The organism is Flavobacterium sp. KS-LB2 (genome assembly GCF_036895565.1).
GTDB lineage: Bacteria > Bacteroidota > Bacteroidia > Flavobacteriales > Flavobacteriaceae > Flavobacterium.
Genome location: NZ_CP145904.1, coordinates 2,125,241 through 2,142,702 on the forward strand (window position 1 = coordinate 2,125,241; position 17,462 = coordinate 2,142,702).

16 protein-coding genes are annotated in these 17,462 nt (G+C 32.5%); 7 read left to right on the forward strand and 9 right to left on the reverse strand.

Going from position 1 to position 17,462, the window contains the following annotated elements:
- Nucleotides 1-31: 31 nt before the first annotated feature.
- The 7 genes from V5J73_RS09035 to V5J73_RS09065 all read left to right on the forward strand — a co-directional run bounded on the left by V5J73_RS09035 (nt 32) and on the right by V5J73_RS09065 (nt 7,082).
- The gene (locus V5J73_RS09035; RefSeq protein WP_338645173.1) at nt 32-919 is read left to right on the forward strand and encodes a 3-hydroxyacyl-CoA dehydrogenase family protein; all 888 of its coding nucleotides are present in this window, start codon (nt 32-34) and stop codon (nt 917-919) included.
- 78 nt (nt 920-997) lie between these two features.
- Nucleotides 998-2,218, forward strand: coding sequence for a DUF1015 domain-containing protein (locus V5J73_RS09040; protein WP_338645175.1), 1,221 nt, complete (start codon nt 998-1,000; stop codon nt 2,216-2,218).
- A 28-nt stretch (nt 2,219-2,246) separates the two neighbouring features.
- Nucleotides 2,247-2,900, forward strand: coding sequence for a YggS family pyridoxal phosphate-dependent enzyme (locus tag V5J73_RS09045; protein WP_338645177.1), 654 nt, complete (start codon nt 2,247-2,249; stop codon nt 2,898-2,900).
- 101 nt (nt 2,901-3,001) lie between these two features.
- On the forward strand, nt 3,002-4,363 hold the full coding sequence (locus tag V5J73_RS09050; protein WP_338645179.1) for an exonuclease domain-containing protein: 1,362 nt from the start codon (nt 3,002-3,004) through the stop codon (nt 4,361-4,363).
- A gap of 24 nt (nt 4,364-4,387) precedes the next feature.
- Complete coding sequence (locus V5J73_RS09055) at nt 4,388-5,218, forward strand: ion transporter (protein ID WP_338645181.1); 831 nt, start codon at nt 4,388-4,390, stop codon at nt 5,216-5,218.
- Nucleotides 5,219-5,377: 159 nt separating this feature from the next.
- On the forward strand, nt 5,378-6,304 hold the full coding sequence (gene miaA / locus V5J73_RS09060) for a tRNA (adenosine(37)-N6)-dimethylallyltransferase MiaA (protein WP_338645183.1): 927 nt from the start codon (nt 5,378-5,380) through the stop codon (nt 6,302-6,304).
- Nucleotides 6,305-6,341: 37 nt separating this feature from the next.
- Complete coding sequence (locus V5J73_RS09065; RefSeq protein WP_338645185.1) at nt 6,342-7,082, forward strand: acyl-[acyl-carrier-protein] thioesterase; 741 nt, start codon at nt 6,342-6,344, stop codon at nt 7,080-7,082.
- A gap of 198 nt (nt 7,083-7,280) precedes the next feature.
- Here the strand turns inward: V5J73_RS09065 and V5J73_RS09070 are convergent, their stop codons facing one another.
- From V5J73_RS09070 to coaBC, 9 genes are all read right to left on the reverse strand, one after another.
- Entirely contained in the window at nt 7,281-7,997 is a 717-nt protein-coding gene (locus V5J73_RS09070; RefSeq protein WP_338645187.1) for a response regulator transcription factor, read from the reverse strand.
- A gap of 3 nt (nt 7,998-8,000) precedes the next feature.
- Nucleotides 8,001-9,584 carry a sensor histidine kinase gene (locus V5J73_RS09075; RefSeq protein WP_338645189.1) on the reverse strand — a complete coding sequence of 528 codons (1,584 nt, stop codon included), beginning with the start codon at nt 9,582-9,584 and terminating at the stop codon, nt 8,001-8,003.
- Between the two features lie 59 nt (nt 9,585-9,643).
- Nucleotides 9,644-10,240, reverse strand: coding sequence for a dephospho-CoA kinase (coaE, locus tag V5J73_RS09080; RefSeq protein ID WP_338645191.1), 597 nt, complete (start codon nt 10,238-10,240; stop codon nt 9,644-9,646).
- A 1-nt stretch (nt 10,241) separates the two neighbouring features.
- The gene (locus V5J73_RS09085; protein WP_338645193.1) at nt 10,242-11,243 is read right to left on the reverse strand and encodes a glycosyltransferase; all 1,002 of its coding nucleotides are present in this window, start codon (nt 11,241-11,243) and stop codon (nt 10,242-10,244) included.
- A 121-nt stretch (nt 11,244-11,364) separates the two neighbouring features.
- Nucleotides 11,365-12,174: an enoyl-ACP reductase FabI gene (locus V5J73_RS09090; protein WP_282728666.1), complete on the reverse strand. Its 810-nt coding sequence runs from the start codon at nt 12,172-12,174 to the stop codon at nt 11,365-11,367.
- Between the two features lie 121 nt (nt 12,175-12,295).
- Nucleotides 12,296-13,486, reverse strand: coding sequence for an enoyl-ACP reductase FabV (gene fabV, locus V5J73_RS09095; protein ID WP_338645195.1), 1,191 nt, complete (start codon nt 13,484-13,486; stop codon nt 12,296-12,298).
- A gap of 95 nt (nt 13,487-13,581) precedes the next feature.
- On the reverse strand, nt 13,582-15,234 hold the full coding sequence (gene recN / locus V5J73_RS09100) for a DNA repair protein RecN (RefSeq protein WP_338645197.1): 1,653 nt from the start codon (nt 15,232-15,234) through the stop codon (nt 13,582-13,584).
- A 53-nt stretch (nt 15,235-15,287) separates the two neighbouring features.
- Complete coding sequence (gene porD / locus V5J73_RS09105; protein ID WP_338645199.1) at nt 15,288-16,172, reverse strand: type IX secretion system protein PorD; 885 nt, start codon at nt 16,170-16,172, stop codon at nt 15,288-15,290.
- 73 nt (nt 16,173-16,245) lie between these two features.
- Complete coding sequence (gene coaBC / locus V5J73_RS09110; RefSeq protein WP_338645201.1) at nt 16,246-17,457, reverse strand: bifunctional phosphopantothenoylcysteine decarboxylase/phosphopantothenate--cysteine ligase CoaBC; 1,212 nt, start codon at nt 17,455-17,457, stop codon at nt 16,246-16,248.
- Nucleotides 17,458-17,462 lie beyond the last annotated feature (5 nt).

Genomic DNA, 17,462 nt, shown 5'->3' on the forward strand with positions numbered 1-17,462 from the left:
TAAAATGTGTTTAAAGTTTAACCTAAAATATATGAAAACAATAGCCGTAATCGGAGCAGGAACAATGGGGAACGGAATCGCTCATACCTTTGCACAAAGTGGTTTTACCGTAAAATTAATAGATGTTTCAGAGAAATCTTTAGATAAAGGAATGGCAACAATAGCCGCTAATTTAGACCGAATGATTACAAAAGGGAGCATCACACAAGAAGACAAAGTTAAAACGATTACCAATATTATCACTTATACAGATATTAAAGATGGTGTTGTAGGAGTTGATTTAGTAGTTGAAGCCGCAACTGAAAATGTTGAATTAAAACTGAATATCTTCAAGCAATTAAACGAAGCTTGTTCTCACAATACAATTTTGGCAACTAATACTTCTTCGATTTCAATTACTCAAATTGGAGCTGTTGTGGCGCATCCAGAGCGTGTTATCGGAATGCACTTTATGAATCCGGTGCCAATTATGAAATTGGTAGAAATCATTCGTGGATACAACACTAGCGATGAAGTGACGAAAATTATCATGAATCTTTCTGAAAAATTAGGAAAAACACCAGTTGAAGTAAACGATTATCCTGGTTTTGTTGCCAATAGAATTTTGATGCCAATGATCAATGAAGCTATCGAAACTTTATACAACAAAGTAGCTGGTGTTTATGAAATTGACACTGTTATGAAACTTGGAATGGGACACCCAATGGGACCTTTACAATTAGCTGATTTTATTGGTCTTGACGTATGTTTAGCTATTTTAAATGTAATGTACGACGGTTTCAAAAATCCAAAATATGCACCTTGTCCTTTATTAGTAAATATGGTTCGTGCCGGAAAAATGGGTGTGAAATCAGGTGAAGGTTTCTACGATTATTCAGAAAGCAAAAAAGCAGAGAAAATTTCTAAACAATTTATATAGTCATACTATTCAAAAGTCGAGAGTATAAAGTTAATCACTTTAAGCTCTCGACTTTTGCTTTTAACTTTTGAAATAATTATGGCACAAATAGTTCCTTTCAAAGCAGTTCGTCCTACTCGAGATAAGGTCTGTCTGGTCACTTGTCGTTCCTATGAAGAATATGTAAATGCTGAATTAGCAGCGCAATTAGATTTCAATCCATTGTCTTTTTTGCATATTCTAAAACCTGCTTATACCAATCAAGAAAGCGTTTCATTTGAAAAAAGATACCGACAAGTACATCAAAAATATCAGGATTTTAAAAATGAAATTATCTTAGTAAAAGATAAAAAACCTGCTATTTATATTCATAAAATTGTTACCAAAACGCATTCTTTTACAGGAATTATTGCAGGTACTAGCGTAGCAGACTATTGCAACAACATTATCAAAAAACATGAAGATATTATTGCTTTCAGAGTCCGATTACTCAAAGACTACATGAAATATGCTGCTTTCAACACGGAGCCGGTTTTGATGACCTATCCAGATAATAAAACAATTGAAAACTGGATTTTTAACTGTACTCAAAAATTAGCTGATTTTGAATTTTCAACCACTAAAAAAGAAATTCATTACCTCTGGAAAATTGAAGATGCATTAGAAATTAATTGGCTACAAAACCTATTCGAGAAGACAGATAACCTATATATTGCTGATGGTCATCATCGAACTGAAGCTCTAAAACTATTATCAGAGGAAAATGATGACACAGAAAATATAGCCAAAGACCATATTCTGAGTTATTTAATTTCTGAAAACAATGTCAAAATTTACGAATTTAACAGATTAGTAAAAGATTTAAATGGCTATTCGAAACAAGACTTGATAAAAGAGCTAGAAAAAGATTTCATAATAGAGAATAAATTTCAACAACCTTTTCAACCCGCTGAAAAGCATCAATTTGGGATGTACCTTGATCATGAGTTTTATAGCTTAATTTTACGAAAAGAAAATGAAGTTTTTAAAACAGCTTTGGAGAGTTTGGACACGCAAATTTTATACAAGAAAGTACTGCTACCTATTCTAGCTATTGAAGATTTACGCAATGATGAACGAATAGAATACCTTTCAGGAAAACAATCTGTACTGGAAGTAAAAAATAAAATTGATCAAGGAGAATTCGAAATTGGTTTTATATTATTTCCATCCAATATTGGAGAAATAAAAGCTTTGGCTGATGCCAATTTGATAATGCCACCAAAAAGCACCTATATCGAACCTAAGTTCCGAAGTGGACTAGTTATTTATGAGTTTTAGTTATAATTTAAAATTAAAAGATTAAAAAATGTCTATAAAAAATAATCTTACCCACATAAAAACTACTTTACCTGAACACGTAACATTAGTTGCAGTTTCAAAAACAAAACCTGTTTCGGATCTAATGGAGGCGTATGAAGCTGGCCAGCGCATTTTTGGTGAGAACAAAATTCAGGAAATGGCCGAAAAATGGGAGCAAATGCCCAAAGACATTCAATGGCACATGATAGGTCATGTTCAAACGAATAAAGTCAAATTTATGGCACCATTTGTGAGCCTGATACATGGTGTGGATAGTTTGAAATTGCTTCAAGAAATTAACAAACAAGCTCAAAAAAACAATAGAATTATAGATTGTTTATTACAAATATATATTGCAGAGGAAGAAACTAAATTTGGTCTAGACCAAGAAGAACTTGCTTCACTCCTATCGTCAAACGAATTTAAGGAACTAAAAAATATTAGAATTGTAGGATTAATGGGAATGGCAACTTTTACCGATAATAAAGACCAAATTAAGAAAGAATTCCTGCATTTGAAATCAATTTTTGATTCGTTTGCAATTCATAATCCACAATTCGCAACTCTTTCCATGGGAATGTCAGGTGATTATCAACTTGCAATTGAATGCGGAAGCACAATGGTTCGAATTGGAAGTAGTATCTTTGGGGGAAGAAATTGATTTTCGATTTTTGATAAACGTTTTTTGACCTGAGCGATAGCGAACTGGCAAAGTATTTCAGATGTTTCTTAACTTGAAACACTAAACATTAAACAAAAAATTTGTACGCAATACTAGACATAGAAACCACTGGAGGACAATTCAACGAAGAGGGAATTACTGAAATCGCCATCTATAAATTTGATGGACATGAAGTGGTGGATCAATTCATCAGTTTGGTAAATCCGGAAATTCCAATTCAGCCCTTTGTAGTGAAACTTACAGGTATAAATAATGCTATGTTGCAATCTGCTCCAAAGTTTTTTGAAGTGGCGAAACGCATTATTGAAATGACAAATGACTGTATTATCGTAGCTCATAATGCCTCATTTGACTATAGAATCCTTCGAACAGAGTTCAGACGATTAGGGTATGATTTTGAAGCCCGAACCATTTGTACAGTAGAATTATCAAAAAAATTATTACCAGAGCAACCATCTCATAGCTTAGGAAAGCTCGTTCGTGCACTTGGAATACCAATGGCAGACCGCCACAGGGCGAGTGGTGATGCCTTGGCAACTGTCAAATTATTTAAAATTCTTTTAGAAAAAGATTTAGAGAAAGAAATTGTAAAAGATTTTATTAAACTGGAAATCGAAAAAGGAATTGCTCCAAAATTACTGGATATTGTGGCTGGATTACCAGCAAAAACAGGTATTTATTACATTCACAATGAAAAAGGAAATCTAATTTATATTGGCAAAAGCCGAAACATAAAAAAACGCATCAATCAGCATTTTACGGGAACTTCTGCTAAATGTAAGAAAATCCAAGCCGAAGTTTTCACCGTAACCTATGATGAAACCGGAAGTGAATTAATCGCTTTATTGAAAGAAAGTGAAGAAATAAAAATTAACAAACCTATCTATAACAGAGCACAACGAAAAAGTATTTTTCAATTGGCTTTGTATGCCGAGAAAGATGAAAAAGGCTATCTCAACCTAAAATTGCAAAAAGCAGATGGCCGAAAAAAAGAAATCACCTCATTTACTTCCCTACAAGAAGGTAAAAATGCCCTGTTTCGAATAACTTCTCATTATAATTTGTGCCAAAAACTTACTGGATTATACGTCTCTAAAACAAACTGTTTTCAATATGCTATAAAAGAATGCGACGGCGCTTGTATTGGCGAAGTGTCTCCAGAAGAATACAATACGAGAGTACAAAATTTTATAGATAAAAACACTTTCGAAAATCAGAATATGGTACTGATTGACAAAGGAAGAACAATCAGTGAACGATCTGCGGTTTTAATAGAAAACGGAATCTATAAAGGCTATGCTTTCTATGATTTGAACTATCAAATCAACAATATTGAAATCCTGAGAAACATCATTATTCCAATGCAAAATAACCGTGACACCAAAAATATTATTCAAGGACATATCCGAAAAAACAAAACGGTAAAGACCATAAAATTCTAAACGCATGTCAATCCTAACATAAATATGCAAAGAATAAAGTCCAAATTTGATGCTTTCAGGCAAAAGACCAATATAGTAATTTACGGAACCAACACGGCTTCTGGTCGGTTATTTGATCTTGTACTTTTAGGTGTGATTCTAGTAAGTGTAGTAATTGTTATGCTCGAAACTGTCAAAGGTTTCGATATAAAATACCACCAAGAACTTATTGTATTAGAATGGATTATCACCATTTTCTTTACTTTAGAATATATTCTTAGAATAATTTCCATCAAAAAACCATTGAAATACATCTTTAGTTTTTATGGAATAATCGATTTAATTGCAACATTACCCATGTATTTCTCGCTGTTTTTTGTTGGAACCAGCGTTTTAACCGTAGTCAGAGCACTGAGATTGTTGCGACTATTCAAAATTTTGAAACACCCTAAATTCTCCAGCCAATCCACACACCTAAAAGAAGCATTAATAGCCAGCAAAGGAAAAATACTGATTTTCATTTATTTCATGCTCATCAGCAGCATAATAATAGGATCAGTCATGTACATTGTCGAAGGAAAAGAAGGCGGCTTCACTAGTATTCCTATCAGTATTTATTGGACCATCGTTACATTAACAACGGTTGGGTACGGGGATATTTCGCCCATAACACCGCTGGGACAAGCCATCGCTTCGGTAGTAATGATTATGGGTTACGGTATAATTGCTGTTCCTACAGGAATCGTTTCGGCTGAATTTGCCAATAGCAATCGTAAAAAACCAAGAGAAGAGAGAATTAATCCGTGCTCAGTTTGTGGAACTGAAGGGCACGAATACAATGCCAAATACTGTTTCCATTGTGGAGCAGAACTATAATTTATTAATGTGAAGCAATTCCAGTTGTACACTGCAACTCCTCATTATTCCAGTTGTTTTTTTAAGGCATAAAAGGAGCTTTTTTCAGTCGCTCTTTTACACCAAGAAAAACTAACTACAATAACTGCGGGGTTTCCGTTTCCATCTGGGCTAAAAAATATGAAATACTTAATCACTATCATCGGACCTACAGCTATTGGAAAAACTGCCTTGAGCATTGTCTTGGCTAATTACTTCAAATGTGATATTATTTCCTGCGATAGTCGCCAATTTTTCAAAGAAATGACTATCGGAACGGCAGTACCTAGCTCTTCAGAATTAGCTGCGGCCAACCACCATTTCATCCAAAACAAATCCATATTCGAGAATTATACAGTTGGTGATTTCGAGAAAGAAGCGATTAAGAAACTGGAAGAATTATTTTTGACTAATGATTACGCCATTTTAGTAGGCGGATCCGGATTGTATGTAGACGCAATTTTAAAGGGATTTGATGAATTTCCAGACATAAACTGCGCCATACGTGAGGAAGTCATGGCTAATTATGAAAAATTAGGCATTGGATATTTGCAACAAAAACTCGAAGTTTTAGATCCTGATTATTATAAAACACTATCTATCGAAAATCCACAAACGCTGCAAAATCCACAACGCATGATGCGATTTGTAGAAGTTTGCATAGGAGCTGGAAAACCATATTCTTCGTTTTTAAACCAGAAAAAAAATAACAGAGACTTCACTGCTATTTTAGTAGGTCTAGAAGCCGACAGAAAAATCATTTATAACCGCATCAATCAGCGCGTTGATATTATGATGAATGAAGGACTTCTAGCGGAGGCAAAAACGTTATTTCCAAACAAAGAGCTGAATGCATTACAAACCGTAGGTTACAGAGAGTTATTCAATTATTTTGACCGAGAGATTACATTAGATTTCGCCATCGAAGAAATAAAGAAAAACACAAGACGATTTTCTAAACGCCAACTCACTTGGTTCAAAAGAAATGAAAACACCAAATGGTTTGATTTTGAAACTCCGTATGAAACAATTGTGAATTACATCAATTCAAAAAAAGTAAATCAATAAGTTTCTAAAGTAAAATTCATAATTCATAATTATCTATATGCCAATTTCACATAACTTCACCTCTATTCTTAGCAAAGACTGGGAAATCAATTTTACACAATGCGCACCAAATGGCTATTTAAAGTACACGGATTTGTGCAATATTTTACAATTAACTGCTGCTGCACATTCAGAAGTTGGTGGAATCAGTTTTACAGATATGCAGGAATTTGACCAAGCTTGGGTTTTGAGTCGGATGCGTGTTGAAATCTCTAGATTACCAAAATGGGGAGATACTGTAACCGTAAAAACATGGATCAATTCCTTAGAAAACTCCCGTTCCGTGCGAGCACTTGAAATGCATGTCAATGGAGAGAAAATTGTGGGTTCTGAGACTTTTTGGGCGGTATTCAACACTAAAAAACGTAGGCCAGAAGGATTGGCTTTACCGTTTGAACATTTTGAATTGTATCCTGAAAAAAGAGCTACTCTTGAAGGTTTTTCTAAAATTAACTTCAATCAAGAGAAAGAAATTGTTTTTGAAAAAAAGGTATTTCTATCAGATTTAGACATTGTAAATCATGTCAATAATGTCAAATATCTGGAATGGTGTTTGGATTTAGTAGATCCAAAATTAATTCTCAATCAAAAAATTGACAGTTTAGAAATGAATTTCTTAAAGGAATTATCACTCAACGATACCGTCATTATTCATGAAAGTATTACGGATAGTGAAACTGTTTTTAGTATTACAAAAGAAGATAAAACAAGTTTTGCTTTACAGTTGAATTGGCGATAACTCCAACTCAATTAAACTTTAGTCTAAATTTTCTGGTATTATATAAAATTTCTTTATTCTACGAAATCCTAGCCCTAATAGCAGTAAAAATCCTTTTTTCTCGTTTCTTTAACGAGGAAAAAGATTGTAACCTCCCGAAGCATCGGGAGCAGGAAATAGCTCTAAAAAAAGCCTCAATTTCTTGAGGCTTATATAAATTTATTCTGCTGCTTTATTCTTAACAACTAATCTGAATCCTTCTCCGTGGATGTTCAAAATTTCCACATCTTCATCAAGTTTCAAATACTTTCTCAACTTTGCGATGTACACATCCATACTTCTAGACGTAAAATAGTTGTCATCTCTCCAGATTTTTGTCAATGCTAATTCTCTTGGCATTAAATCATTTTCATGAAGTATCAACATTTTCAATAATTCATTCTCTTTTGGAGATAATTTTATTGGTTCTTCATTCTTAAATGTTAAAAAACGAAGTTTTGAGTTCAAATGAAATTTACCAATATTAAATTCAAATTGCACTTGTTCCGTTTTAGTATCAGATGATTTTCTTTGAATTATTGCTTTGATTTTCATCAACAATACTTCTGAATCAAATGGTTTATTCAAGTAATCATCAGCACCTGCTTTATATCCCTTCAACACATCTTCTTTCATAGATTTTGCTGTCAAAAATATAATTGGCACTTCATTATTTTTCTCTCTGATTTCTTTTGCCAAGGTATATCCATCTTTGTAAGGCATCATTACATCCAGAATACATAAATCGTAAGTATCCTTTTTGAATTTTTCGAAACCTTCCATTCCATTTTTGGCCAAAGTGACGTCAAAATCATTTAACATCAAATAATCTTTTAAAACTGCTCCAAAATTAAGATCGTCTTCAACTAAAAGTATTTTTTTATTTACATTTTCCATATTCTAATTTATTAATGGTAATTTTATTATGAAGGTACTTCCTTTTCCCTTTTCACTTTCTACATATACTTGACCATTATGGTCTTCAACTATTCTTTTAACGTAAGCTAAACCTAAACCGTGACCTTTTACATTATGAATGTCACCGGTATGCTCTCGGTAGAATTTTTCAAAAATCCTTTTCTGAGCTATTTTACTCATCCCTAAACCACTATCTTTCACTTTGATAATGACCATATCTTTGATGTTTTCTGTAAAAACTTCAATTTCCGGAACATTAGGCGAGTATTTTATGGCATTCTCTAAAATATTTACAATGACATTAGTAAAATGAACATCATTGATTAAAACTGTGGTTCTAATCGCTTTAAAATGACAGGTAATTGTTCCTTGTCTATCCTCCAATATTAAATTCACATGATCTATTGCGTCATCAATAATCTCATGAATGTTATTAGACTCTTTAGTTATATCTAATTCTTTCTTTTCTAATTTTGAAATTCGCAACACATTTTCCACTTGTGCGTGCATGCGTTTATTTTCGTCCTTTATCATTTGAAGGTATCGTAAGACCTTTTCTTTGTCATCTATTATTTTTGGATTCTTTATTGCATCCAATGCTAAATTTATAGTTGCAATTGGAGTTTTAAATTCATGTGTCATATTGTTAATGAAATCATTTTTGATTTCAGAGATCTGACGTTGACGAATTAATTGATTCAATGCACTCGTATAAGCAATTAAAATAATCAGTGTAAAAACAATAGAAAGAACAGTTACACTAACGAGTTCTGACAATAAAAATTTCTTTTTGAGCGGAAACGTAACTAATAATTGGTATTTACTATTCCCTTCATTATCCGTAAAAATAGGAATTGAATAGGTCGCCTCTTTATCATATTTAAACTCATTTGATTTAATTTTGGTCGCTAAATTGTTGCTGTAAATACCAAATTCAAATCTTGTCTCGATACCATATTCTTCTAATTCTTTTTTAATAAGTTTCTGTAAAACATCACTAGAAACACGTTCTTCTAGAGGCATTGCGGATAAAACATCCTTCGCAGAAATTTCAAAAAGAGCATTGTCTAAAATATCTAGATTGCCTGATTTTTCAATTCTAACATCAGGAATCAAACTTTGACTTACTCCTGATTTATCAATCGAATTATTATTATACACTTCAGTTACACGTTTCGCGCTAAAGCTTTTAAATTTTTCACTATCAAATTTTTTATCAAAGAACGTTGGTGCAATATTATAATTTTGAGAAATGATACTGTTTGAATATATAATTGTTTTATTAGTTCGTGGATTTTTTTGAACATAATAAAACTCTAAAATATCGTCTTTTTCAGGTACTTTTCCAGTACTGTCTTTATAATGATTTATTTTATCATAAAAACTATACGCCTCTTGCTTTTGAAGCTTATCCGCCACGTTACCAATCACTTGCTTAACATGAAATTTAAACTGCTCGTCATTATTTTTAAATGACGTATTAAACCAATATACCTGAACAAGAATTATCCCTATTAAGGACAAACTCATTAATAAAACAAGTAATCTAAAAAAAAGTTTATTCATCGAAACAAATTTAGTATTTTAACAATATATTAAATAATAGATTAACCAAACATTAACATCTAGAACACATTTTGTTTAATCTTTAAAATTTTAAGAATTTTAACAACTTCTAATTTTGTAGTTTCTATAGAAGTATTTTCTATGACGAAATCGCTTTTTGAGATGCGTTGTTCATCAGTCCATTGTGCATTTATTCTTTTTAAAACAAGTTCTCGTGTTGTTTTATCACGTTCAACAACTCTTTGAATCCTTGATTCTACTGGTGCCGTAACAGTTATAACCAAATCGCAGTTTTTATAACTACCGCTTTCAAATAAAATAGCTGCTTCATAAATCACATAAGGAGCGGCAGTATGTTGTAAAAGCCAATGCTCAAAATGTTTTTTTACGGCAGGATGAACAATTTTATTAAGTTTTTCTAATTTTTTAGGATTGTTGAAAACAATTTTGGCTAATTCTTCTCTGTTCAACTTATCATTTTCAAAAATAGTTTCACCAAATACTTTTTTAATAGCTTCCAAAATTTGTGCAGATTGCATGATTTTTCTCGCTTCATCATCTGCTATGTATACTGGGATACCAAATGATTTAAAATAATTTGCAATAGTGGTTTTCCCACTTCCAATGCCACCAGTCAAACCAATTATTTTTGTCATATTAAACTTTGAAAAATAATTCAGGGAAAGCTTCTTGAGGTTTTTGTTTCAAAATGATAATTTTATAAAAAGATTTTATAAAACCGGTTCCATAACCATAAAATTGTTTCCAAACGGCTATCAAGGACAAATACCCAATTTTCAAGCTTTTATTTTGAAAGGAAGACACCAAAAACAGTACCAAAAAGTAAACAAAATACAACTGAAGTGGTAAATCAAAATTAAAAATCAACATTAATAAAAAGGAGGAAAAAAATCCAATTATAAATACCGAAGGAAAGAAAAAAGTAAGCTTATTGTATTTAGGATACCAACTATTCAGAATTGGTCGTGCTTTCCCAAATTTATTTACCTGAATAGAAAACTTATTCCAATCAATTCTTCTTTTGTGATATACAAATGCATTAGGAAATAATTTGGTTTCAAAACCTAAATTCCACAAACGAATTGACAAATCTGGATCTTCTCCCGGATGAATATTTCCAAAACCTTTTGATGCTTCAAACGCTTTACGTGACAATCCCATATTGAAACTTCTAGGTTGAAACTTATCAATTTTTTCAGACCCACCGCGAATTCCACCCGTGGTTAAAAAAGAGGTCATTGCAAAATTAATTGCTTTCTGTATGTCCGAAAAACTGTCAAGAGCCTTATCAGGTCCTCCAAAACAGTCTACATAATTCTGTTTTAAAGCTTTGTCAACTTCTGATAAATACTCTTTTGGAATAATACAATCCGAATCAAAAATGATAAAATAATCTCCTCTGGCTTTTTTCATTCCGTAATTTCTGGAATCCCCAGGTCCTGAATTTTCCTTGTAGTAATAGGAAATATCTAATCTGTCACCATATTTCTGAGCTATATCTTTACAAACGATAGAAGAACCATCTTCAATAATAACAATTTCAAAAATTTTGTTATACGTGGAATGAGATAAACTTTCTAAAAGTTCATTAACTTCATCCGGACGATTGTAAACTGGTATAATTAGGGAAAATAACATAAATTATGAATGTGGTATTAAAGGTATTTTTTTAGGCTCAAAAAATTTTAACAAATATAATCTTTATCCATAAAAAAACCATCAACTATTAATTGATGGTTTTATAAATAATTTGTAATTTTTATTCAAACATTTCCATGACTTCCTGACTTACTCCCATGTTTGAAAAACCACCATCGTGCAATAAGTTTTGCAATGTCACTTTTCTGGTCAAATCAGAAAACAACGTCAGTGTATAATTAGCACAATCTAAAGCAGATGCATTTCCTAAAGGAGACATTTTTTCGGCAAAATTTATAAATCCGCCAAATCCTTTCACACCTTGTCCAGCCGTTGTAGGTGTTGGTGATTGAGAAATTGTATTGACTCTCACTTTTTTATCTCTTCCAAAGAAATAACCAAAACTTCTTGCAATAGATTCTAAAAACGCTTTGTTATCTGCCATGTCGTTATAATCTGGGAACACTCGTTGTGCAGCCATATAAGATAGAGCAACAATACTTCCCCACTCATTCATGGCATCTTTTTTATACAAAACCTGCATTACTTTATGAAACGAAACCGCTGATACATTCCATCCCTTCTCGGTATAATCGTAATTCTGATTGGTATAATGATTTCCTTTTCGAACATTAACAGACATTCCTATTGAGTGCAAAACAAAATCAATTTTACCGCCTAAAATTTCCATAGCTTGATCTACCAGATTCTCTAAATCAGCGACCGATGTAGCATCTGCAGGTATGATTTGAGAGTTAGTTTTTTGCGCCAGTTCATCAATCGTTCCCATTCGTATAGAAGCAGGAGCATTTGTAAGCACAAAAGTTCCCCCTTCTTCAAAAACTCTTTCAGCCGTTTTCCATGCAATTGAATTTTCATCCAAAGCGCCAAAAATGATTCCTCTTTTACCTTTTAATAAGTTATACATAATACAAGTAATTTAAGTCTGTTCTTTTAAAAAAATAATGCACCTTAATTTCGAAATGAATAAAACCATTGTGAAATTAAGATGCATTACAGAAACTAAATATATGATTTAGTAATCATTAAGATTAAGCAATACTTTCGATGTTTACCACTTCGTTTGCATCTGCTTTATAATCAACTCCTTCAACGTCAAAACCAAATAGATTGTAGAAATCTTTTCTGTATCCCGCTAAATCTCCTATTTCAGATAAATTTTCAGTTACAGCTTCAATCCACAATTTAGCTACTTTTTCTTGAACATCAGGACGCATTTCTAAATCGTCAATGCGTATTCTTCCTTTTTCATCTACAGGAACTTCATTTCCTGTATATAATCTTTCTTGATACAAACGCTGAATTTGTTCGATACAACCTTCGTGAATTCCCTCTTCTTTCATTATTTTATACAACAATGAAATATACAATGGAATAACTGGAATTGCAGAACTTGCTTGTGTTACCAATGCTTTATTTACCGAAACAAATGCTTTACCATCAATAGCTGCTAAACTATCAGCAATAGCAAATGCAGTCGCTTCCAGATGATCTTTGGCACGACCTATTGTTCCTTTTCTATAAACTGCTTCCGTCAATGAAGGCCCAATATAAGAATAAGCAACAGTTGTAGCGCCGGGAGCTAATAGATTTTCAGCTTTTAAAGCATCAATCCACATTGCCCAATCTTCACCACCCATTACAGCAATTGTGTTTTCAATATCATCGCCACTACATGGCTCAATTGAGATTTCAGACACTTTACCAGAATGAAAATCAACTGTTTTGTTGGTAAAGGTTCCGCCAATTGGTTTCAAAGTAGAACGGTGTAAAACACCGGTAACTGGATGCATACGAACTGGAGAAGCTAAACTATAAATGATTAAGTCCACTTGACCTAAATCTTCTTTTATTAGAGCTAATGTTTGCTGTTTTACTTCATTAGAAAATGCATCTCCATTGATACTTTTTGCATACAAACCTGCTTTGTGCGCTTCTGCTTCGAAAGCAGCAGAATTGTACCAACCTGGTGAAGCCGTTTTACCTTCTGTTGGAGGTTTTTCAAAAAATACACCAATCGTACCTGCATTAGATCCAAAAGCACTTGTAATTCTCGAAGCTAAACCAAATCCGGTTGAAGCTCCAATTACTAATACTTTTTTAGCCCCGTTTATAGGTCCTTTTGATTTAATATATTCAATTTGATTTTTAACATTTTGTTCGCATCCTTTTGGGTGAGATGTCGTACAAATAAATCCTCTCATTCTAGGTTCTATAATCATACTCTTGGTTATTCGTTTTTTATTTATTCGTAAAATCGTTTTATTCCTATTGCAAAAGTCTTGCTTTTATAAGGAAACAAATATAAAGTAAAATATTAGTTCAGCAAGGCTTTAGCGTGATTTAAGGCCGAATCAGAAACAACTGTTCCTGATAACATTTGTGCTATTTCAACCAATCTTTCCTCTCCATTCAAAAGCTTCAGTTCAGAAAGTGTGTCCTCGCCAACAGTTGATTTAAATACTTTGAAATGTGCGTTCCCCTTAGCAGCAATTTGTGGTAAATGGGTAATGGCAAAAATTTGCATTTCCTGACTCATTTCTTTCATAATTTCCCCCATTCTGATGGCAATTTCTCCAGAAACACCAGTGTCAATTTCATCAAAAATTAATGTTGGCAATTTTGAATATTGTGCCAATATCGCTTTAACCGCAAGCATAATCCTTGACATTTCTCCACCGGAAGCAACTTTTTTCAATACACCAAAATCAGTTCCTTTATTAGCCGAAAATAAAAACTGAAGAGTATCTTTTCCATTTTGATAATACGTTTCAGTACTATTAATCTCAATATTGAAGCGAACATTTGGCATTCCTAATGTCTCTAAAATAGCAATCAACTTTTGAGATAAAATAGGAATCGAATCCAATCTATTGTTATGAATTGTCCTCGAAAAAGCATCTAATTCAACTGTTTTTTGTTCAATAGAAATAGTTAATGTAGCAATTTCTTCTTCCATATTTCCTAAGGCTAAAACTGAATTTTCCAGATTAGCTTGAATTTCCAATAATTCATCCACTGAGGAAACCTGATGTTTCTTTTGCAAATTAAAAATCACTTGAAGTTTTTGACTGATTAAATCCAATTGTTCTGGATCATTAATTAACTTCTCTGAACAGCGGTTCATCTCATCGGAAATATCATCAAATTCAATTATTACGCTTGTTATTCTTTCTAATAAAGAGTGATAATCAGTTGAAAAAGAGGCGATTTTTTGCAAAGAGAGCTTAATTTCATTCAAATTATGTAGTACACCTATTTGTTCTTCATTGGCAATAGCCAAAGACTTATCAATAGATTCTTTTATAATTTCAACATTATTCAACTTCTCAAAATCAGCCTCCAGGGTTTCTTGTTCGCCTGATTTTAATTGAGCTGCAATTAATTCATCCAATAAAAAAGTATTGTATTCTTGTTCTTTCTTAGATTCGCTTTGTCTTTTCAGTAGCGAATTCAATTTGGATTTATCCGATTTATAGCTTTTTAAAAGATATTGATATTCCAGAATTGTTTCTTTATTATTGGCAATTGCATCAATAATTTCGAACTGTACAGTTTCATCCGAAAGTTCTTGGGTTTGCTGTTGCGAATGAATATCAATCAAGAACAAACTCAATTCCTGCAATTCCTGAAGGTTTACAGGACTGTCATTTATAAAAGCACGAGATTTTCCAGAGGGAAGTATTTCACGTCTAATTATGGTATCATTTTCATAATCTAAGTCATTTTCCTCAAAAAAAGGAAGTAAATTATACTTAGAAATTTCAAAGTGCGCTTCAATAACACATTTTTCTTCCTTATTTTTTAAAGAAGTTAAGTCGGCTCTTTTTCCTAAAACCAATCCTATTGCACCTAATATTATTGATTTCCCTGCACCTGTTTCTCCTGTAATTATTGAAAAACCTTTAGAAAAGTCAATAGACAATTTTTCTATTAAGGCATAGTTTTTTATCGAAAGTGACGTTATCATTTACTATATTATTTTGTGATGTGGGCTGAAATAAACTAAAAATTGAAAATAAATTAATATTTCATCAGCATCCATTTACTTGAATTCAAAGGAGAGATTTTATTCAGATTATCTGTCAAATCTGAGATTGTAATACTAGGTCCGCCCGAAAAAATAGAAACGATTTCATCTGATTTGGCATCGAAAAAGACACGGGTCAAAAATGCGTTGGGTCTGGAAGTATTTAACTTGGTTAAATCAATTAATGATCCTTTTATTTTTTCTTTAGAAGCTTTTAAATCTTGGCTCATTAGGTCTAACCCAACATGATAATCAAGCGTGGTTTGACGTATTTGTTTGAATGCCGGAGACAAAATATCATTTATCAAAAAGTAACGGTTTTGATTTCCATCAGCTTGACTCCATCCTTTTGAACCACCTTGTTGCGCCAGAGTTGATATGCTTTGTGCAGTTTCAAAATATGAATTTCCCGATTCCAAAACAAAAGTATCCGCATCCATTCCTAAAATCATATAACTGTAAAAAGCCAATACTGAAACTAAATTAGAATCAAATGTAGTTGGGCTAAAGATAAGATTTTCAAACTCTGTATACCTAAAATTAAAATCTTTATCATTATAATTTAATACCGGAGAGGAATAAGATGAATTAAAAATAGGCCTTGAAGATTGCACTTGAATAGTAGCTGTAAATTGATCTGAACTGTTTGAAGAAACAGTAATATACATCGAACAATTAATTTTTTCATTTTGCTTTACGGCTTGTCCAGTCCAGTCTGTTTTATTTACAAATTCACTTATTGAAGTTTGTAATGTTTTAAAAACTTGCTGATTTGTAACACTCAATTTTTGTGAATCAACCGTTACCGTACAGTTTAATTGTTGCGCTTGCGTAAGCCCAAAAGAAAAAAGCAGAAAAAAAATAATTATTTTATTCATCTGTAGATTTGTATAATTTATTAACGGTTAGCAATAATTGAAACATTGCATTTGTATTACAAATCCGTTACGCTTATTTCATAAAATGTACTTTTACTTTGTGCAGAATGTCATCTGCAACTGCTTCTTTTGATTTCAATTCCATTGGTTCTACATTGAAATACTTATCTATAAAGGTAACTTTATTTGTTGATTTACCAAAACCAGCACCGCTATCTTGAAGCGAATTTAAAACAATCAAATCTAAGTTTTTTTTCTTAATTTTCAAGGTAGCATTTTCAATTTCATTTTCAGTTTCTAAAGCAAAACCAATCAAAAACTGATTTTTCTTTTGTTCCCCTAAAGACGCTAAAATATCCTGCGTTTTTTCTAGCTCTATTGTAAAATTATCCGCAGCTTTTTTTATTTTTTGTTGTGCAACATTCTTGGGTTTATAATCTGCCACAGCTGCTGCTGCAATCGCAACATCCACATCAGCATAAAACTGATGACAAGCCACATACATTTCTGCTGCAGATACAACATCAATAACGTTTATCAATGGATTCGAAACTTTACAATTTGTAGGTCCCGAAACTAAAATCACTGAAGCGCCTAAATTTGCAGCGCTAATTGCGATATCAAAACCCATTTTACCAGAAGAATGATTTCCTATAAAACGCACAGGATCTATTGCTTCGTATGTGGGACCAGCAGTAATTAATATTTTTTTTCCCTTTAGAGGTAATTTACTATTTAAATCTGCTTCAATAAAAGCTACAATGTTTTCAGGTTCTGCCATTCTTCCTTCACCGGATAATCCGCTTGCTAATTCACCGCTTTCTGCAGGAATTATTGTATTCCCAAACTGAGTCAGAGAAGAGAAATTAGTAATAGTAGAAGGATGTTTGTACATGTCTAAATCCATTGCAGGAGCAAAATATACTGGGCATTTTGCTGATAAATATGCTGCAATCAAAAGATTGTCACAAGTACCATTTGTCATTTTAGACAATGTATTTGCAGTTGCTGGAGCAATTACCATCAAATCAGCCCAAAGGGCTAATTCAACATGATTGTTCCATTTTTCATTCTCATCATCTTGATTATAAAAACTAGAATGAACCGGATTTTTAGATAATGTAGATAACGTAAGAGGAGTTACAAAATCCTTAGAAGCAGGTGTCATTATCACTTGGACATGTGCACCTGCTTTTATGAAAAGTCGTACTAATGTGGCTGTTTTATAGGCTGCAATTCCACCAGAAACTCCAAGTAGAATTTTCTTACCGCTTAAAACTGACATAGTAC

Bases quoted from the DNA above. Each gene is read 5' to 3' on its own strand.
- miaA (WP_338645183.1), top strand. From the start codon at position 5,378: ATGAAATACTTAATCACTATCATCGGACCTACAGCTATTGGAAAAACT.
- coaBC (WP_338645201.1), bottom strand. From the start codon at position 17,457: ATGTCAGTTTTAAGCGGTAAGAAAATTCTACTTGGAGTTTCTGGTGGA.
- fabV (WP_338645195.1), bottom strand. From the start codon at position 13,486: ATGATTATAGAACCTAGAATGAGAGGATTTATTTGTACGACATCTCAC.
- V5J73_RS09085 (WP_338645193.1), bottom strand. From the start codon at position 11,243: ATGTTATTTTCCCTAATTATACCAGTTTACAATCGTCCGGATGAAGTT.
- V5J73_RS09040 (WP_338645175.1), top strand. From the start codon at position 998: ATGGCACAAATAGTTCCTTTCAAAGCAGTTCGTCCTACTCGAGATAAG.
- V5J73_RS09075 (WP_338645189.1), bottom strand. From the start codon at position 9,584: ATGAATAAACTTTTTTTTAGATTACTTGTTTTATTAATGAGTTTGTCC.
- V5J73_RS09055 (WP_338645181.1), top strand. From the start codon at position 4,388: ATGCAAAGAATAAAGTCCAAATTTGATGCTTTCAGGCAAAAGACCAAT.
- coaE (WP_338645191.1), bottom strand. From the start codon at position 10,240: ATGACAAAAATAATTGGTTTGACTGGTGGCATTGGAAGTGGGAAAACC.
- V5J73_RS09035 (WP_338645173.1), top strand. From the start codon at position 32: ATGAAAACAATAGCCGTAATCGGAGCAGGAACAATGGGGAACGGAATC.
- porD (WP_338645199.1), bottom strand. From the start codon at position 16,172: ATGAATAAAATAATTATTTTTTTTCTGCTTTTTTCTTTTGGGCTTACG.
- recN (WP_338645197.1), bottom strand. From the start codon at position 15,234: ATGATAACGTCACTTTCGATAAAAAACTATGCCTTAATAGAAAAATTG.
- V5J73_RS09045 (WP_338645177.1), top strand. From the start codon at position 2,247: ATGTCTATAAAAAATAATCTTACCCACATAAAAACTACTTTACCTGAA.
- V5J73_RS09070 (WP_338645187.1), bottom strand. From the start codon at position 7,997: ATGGAAAATGTAAATAAAAAAATACTTTTAGTTGAAGACGATCTTAAT.
- V5J73_RS09065 (WP_338645185.1), top strand. From the start codon at position 6,342: ATGCCAATTTCACATAACTTCACCTCTATTCTTAGCAAAGACTGGGAA.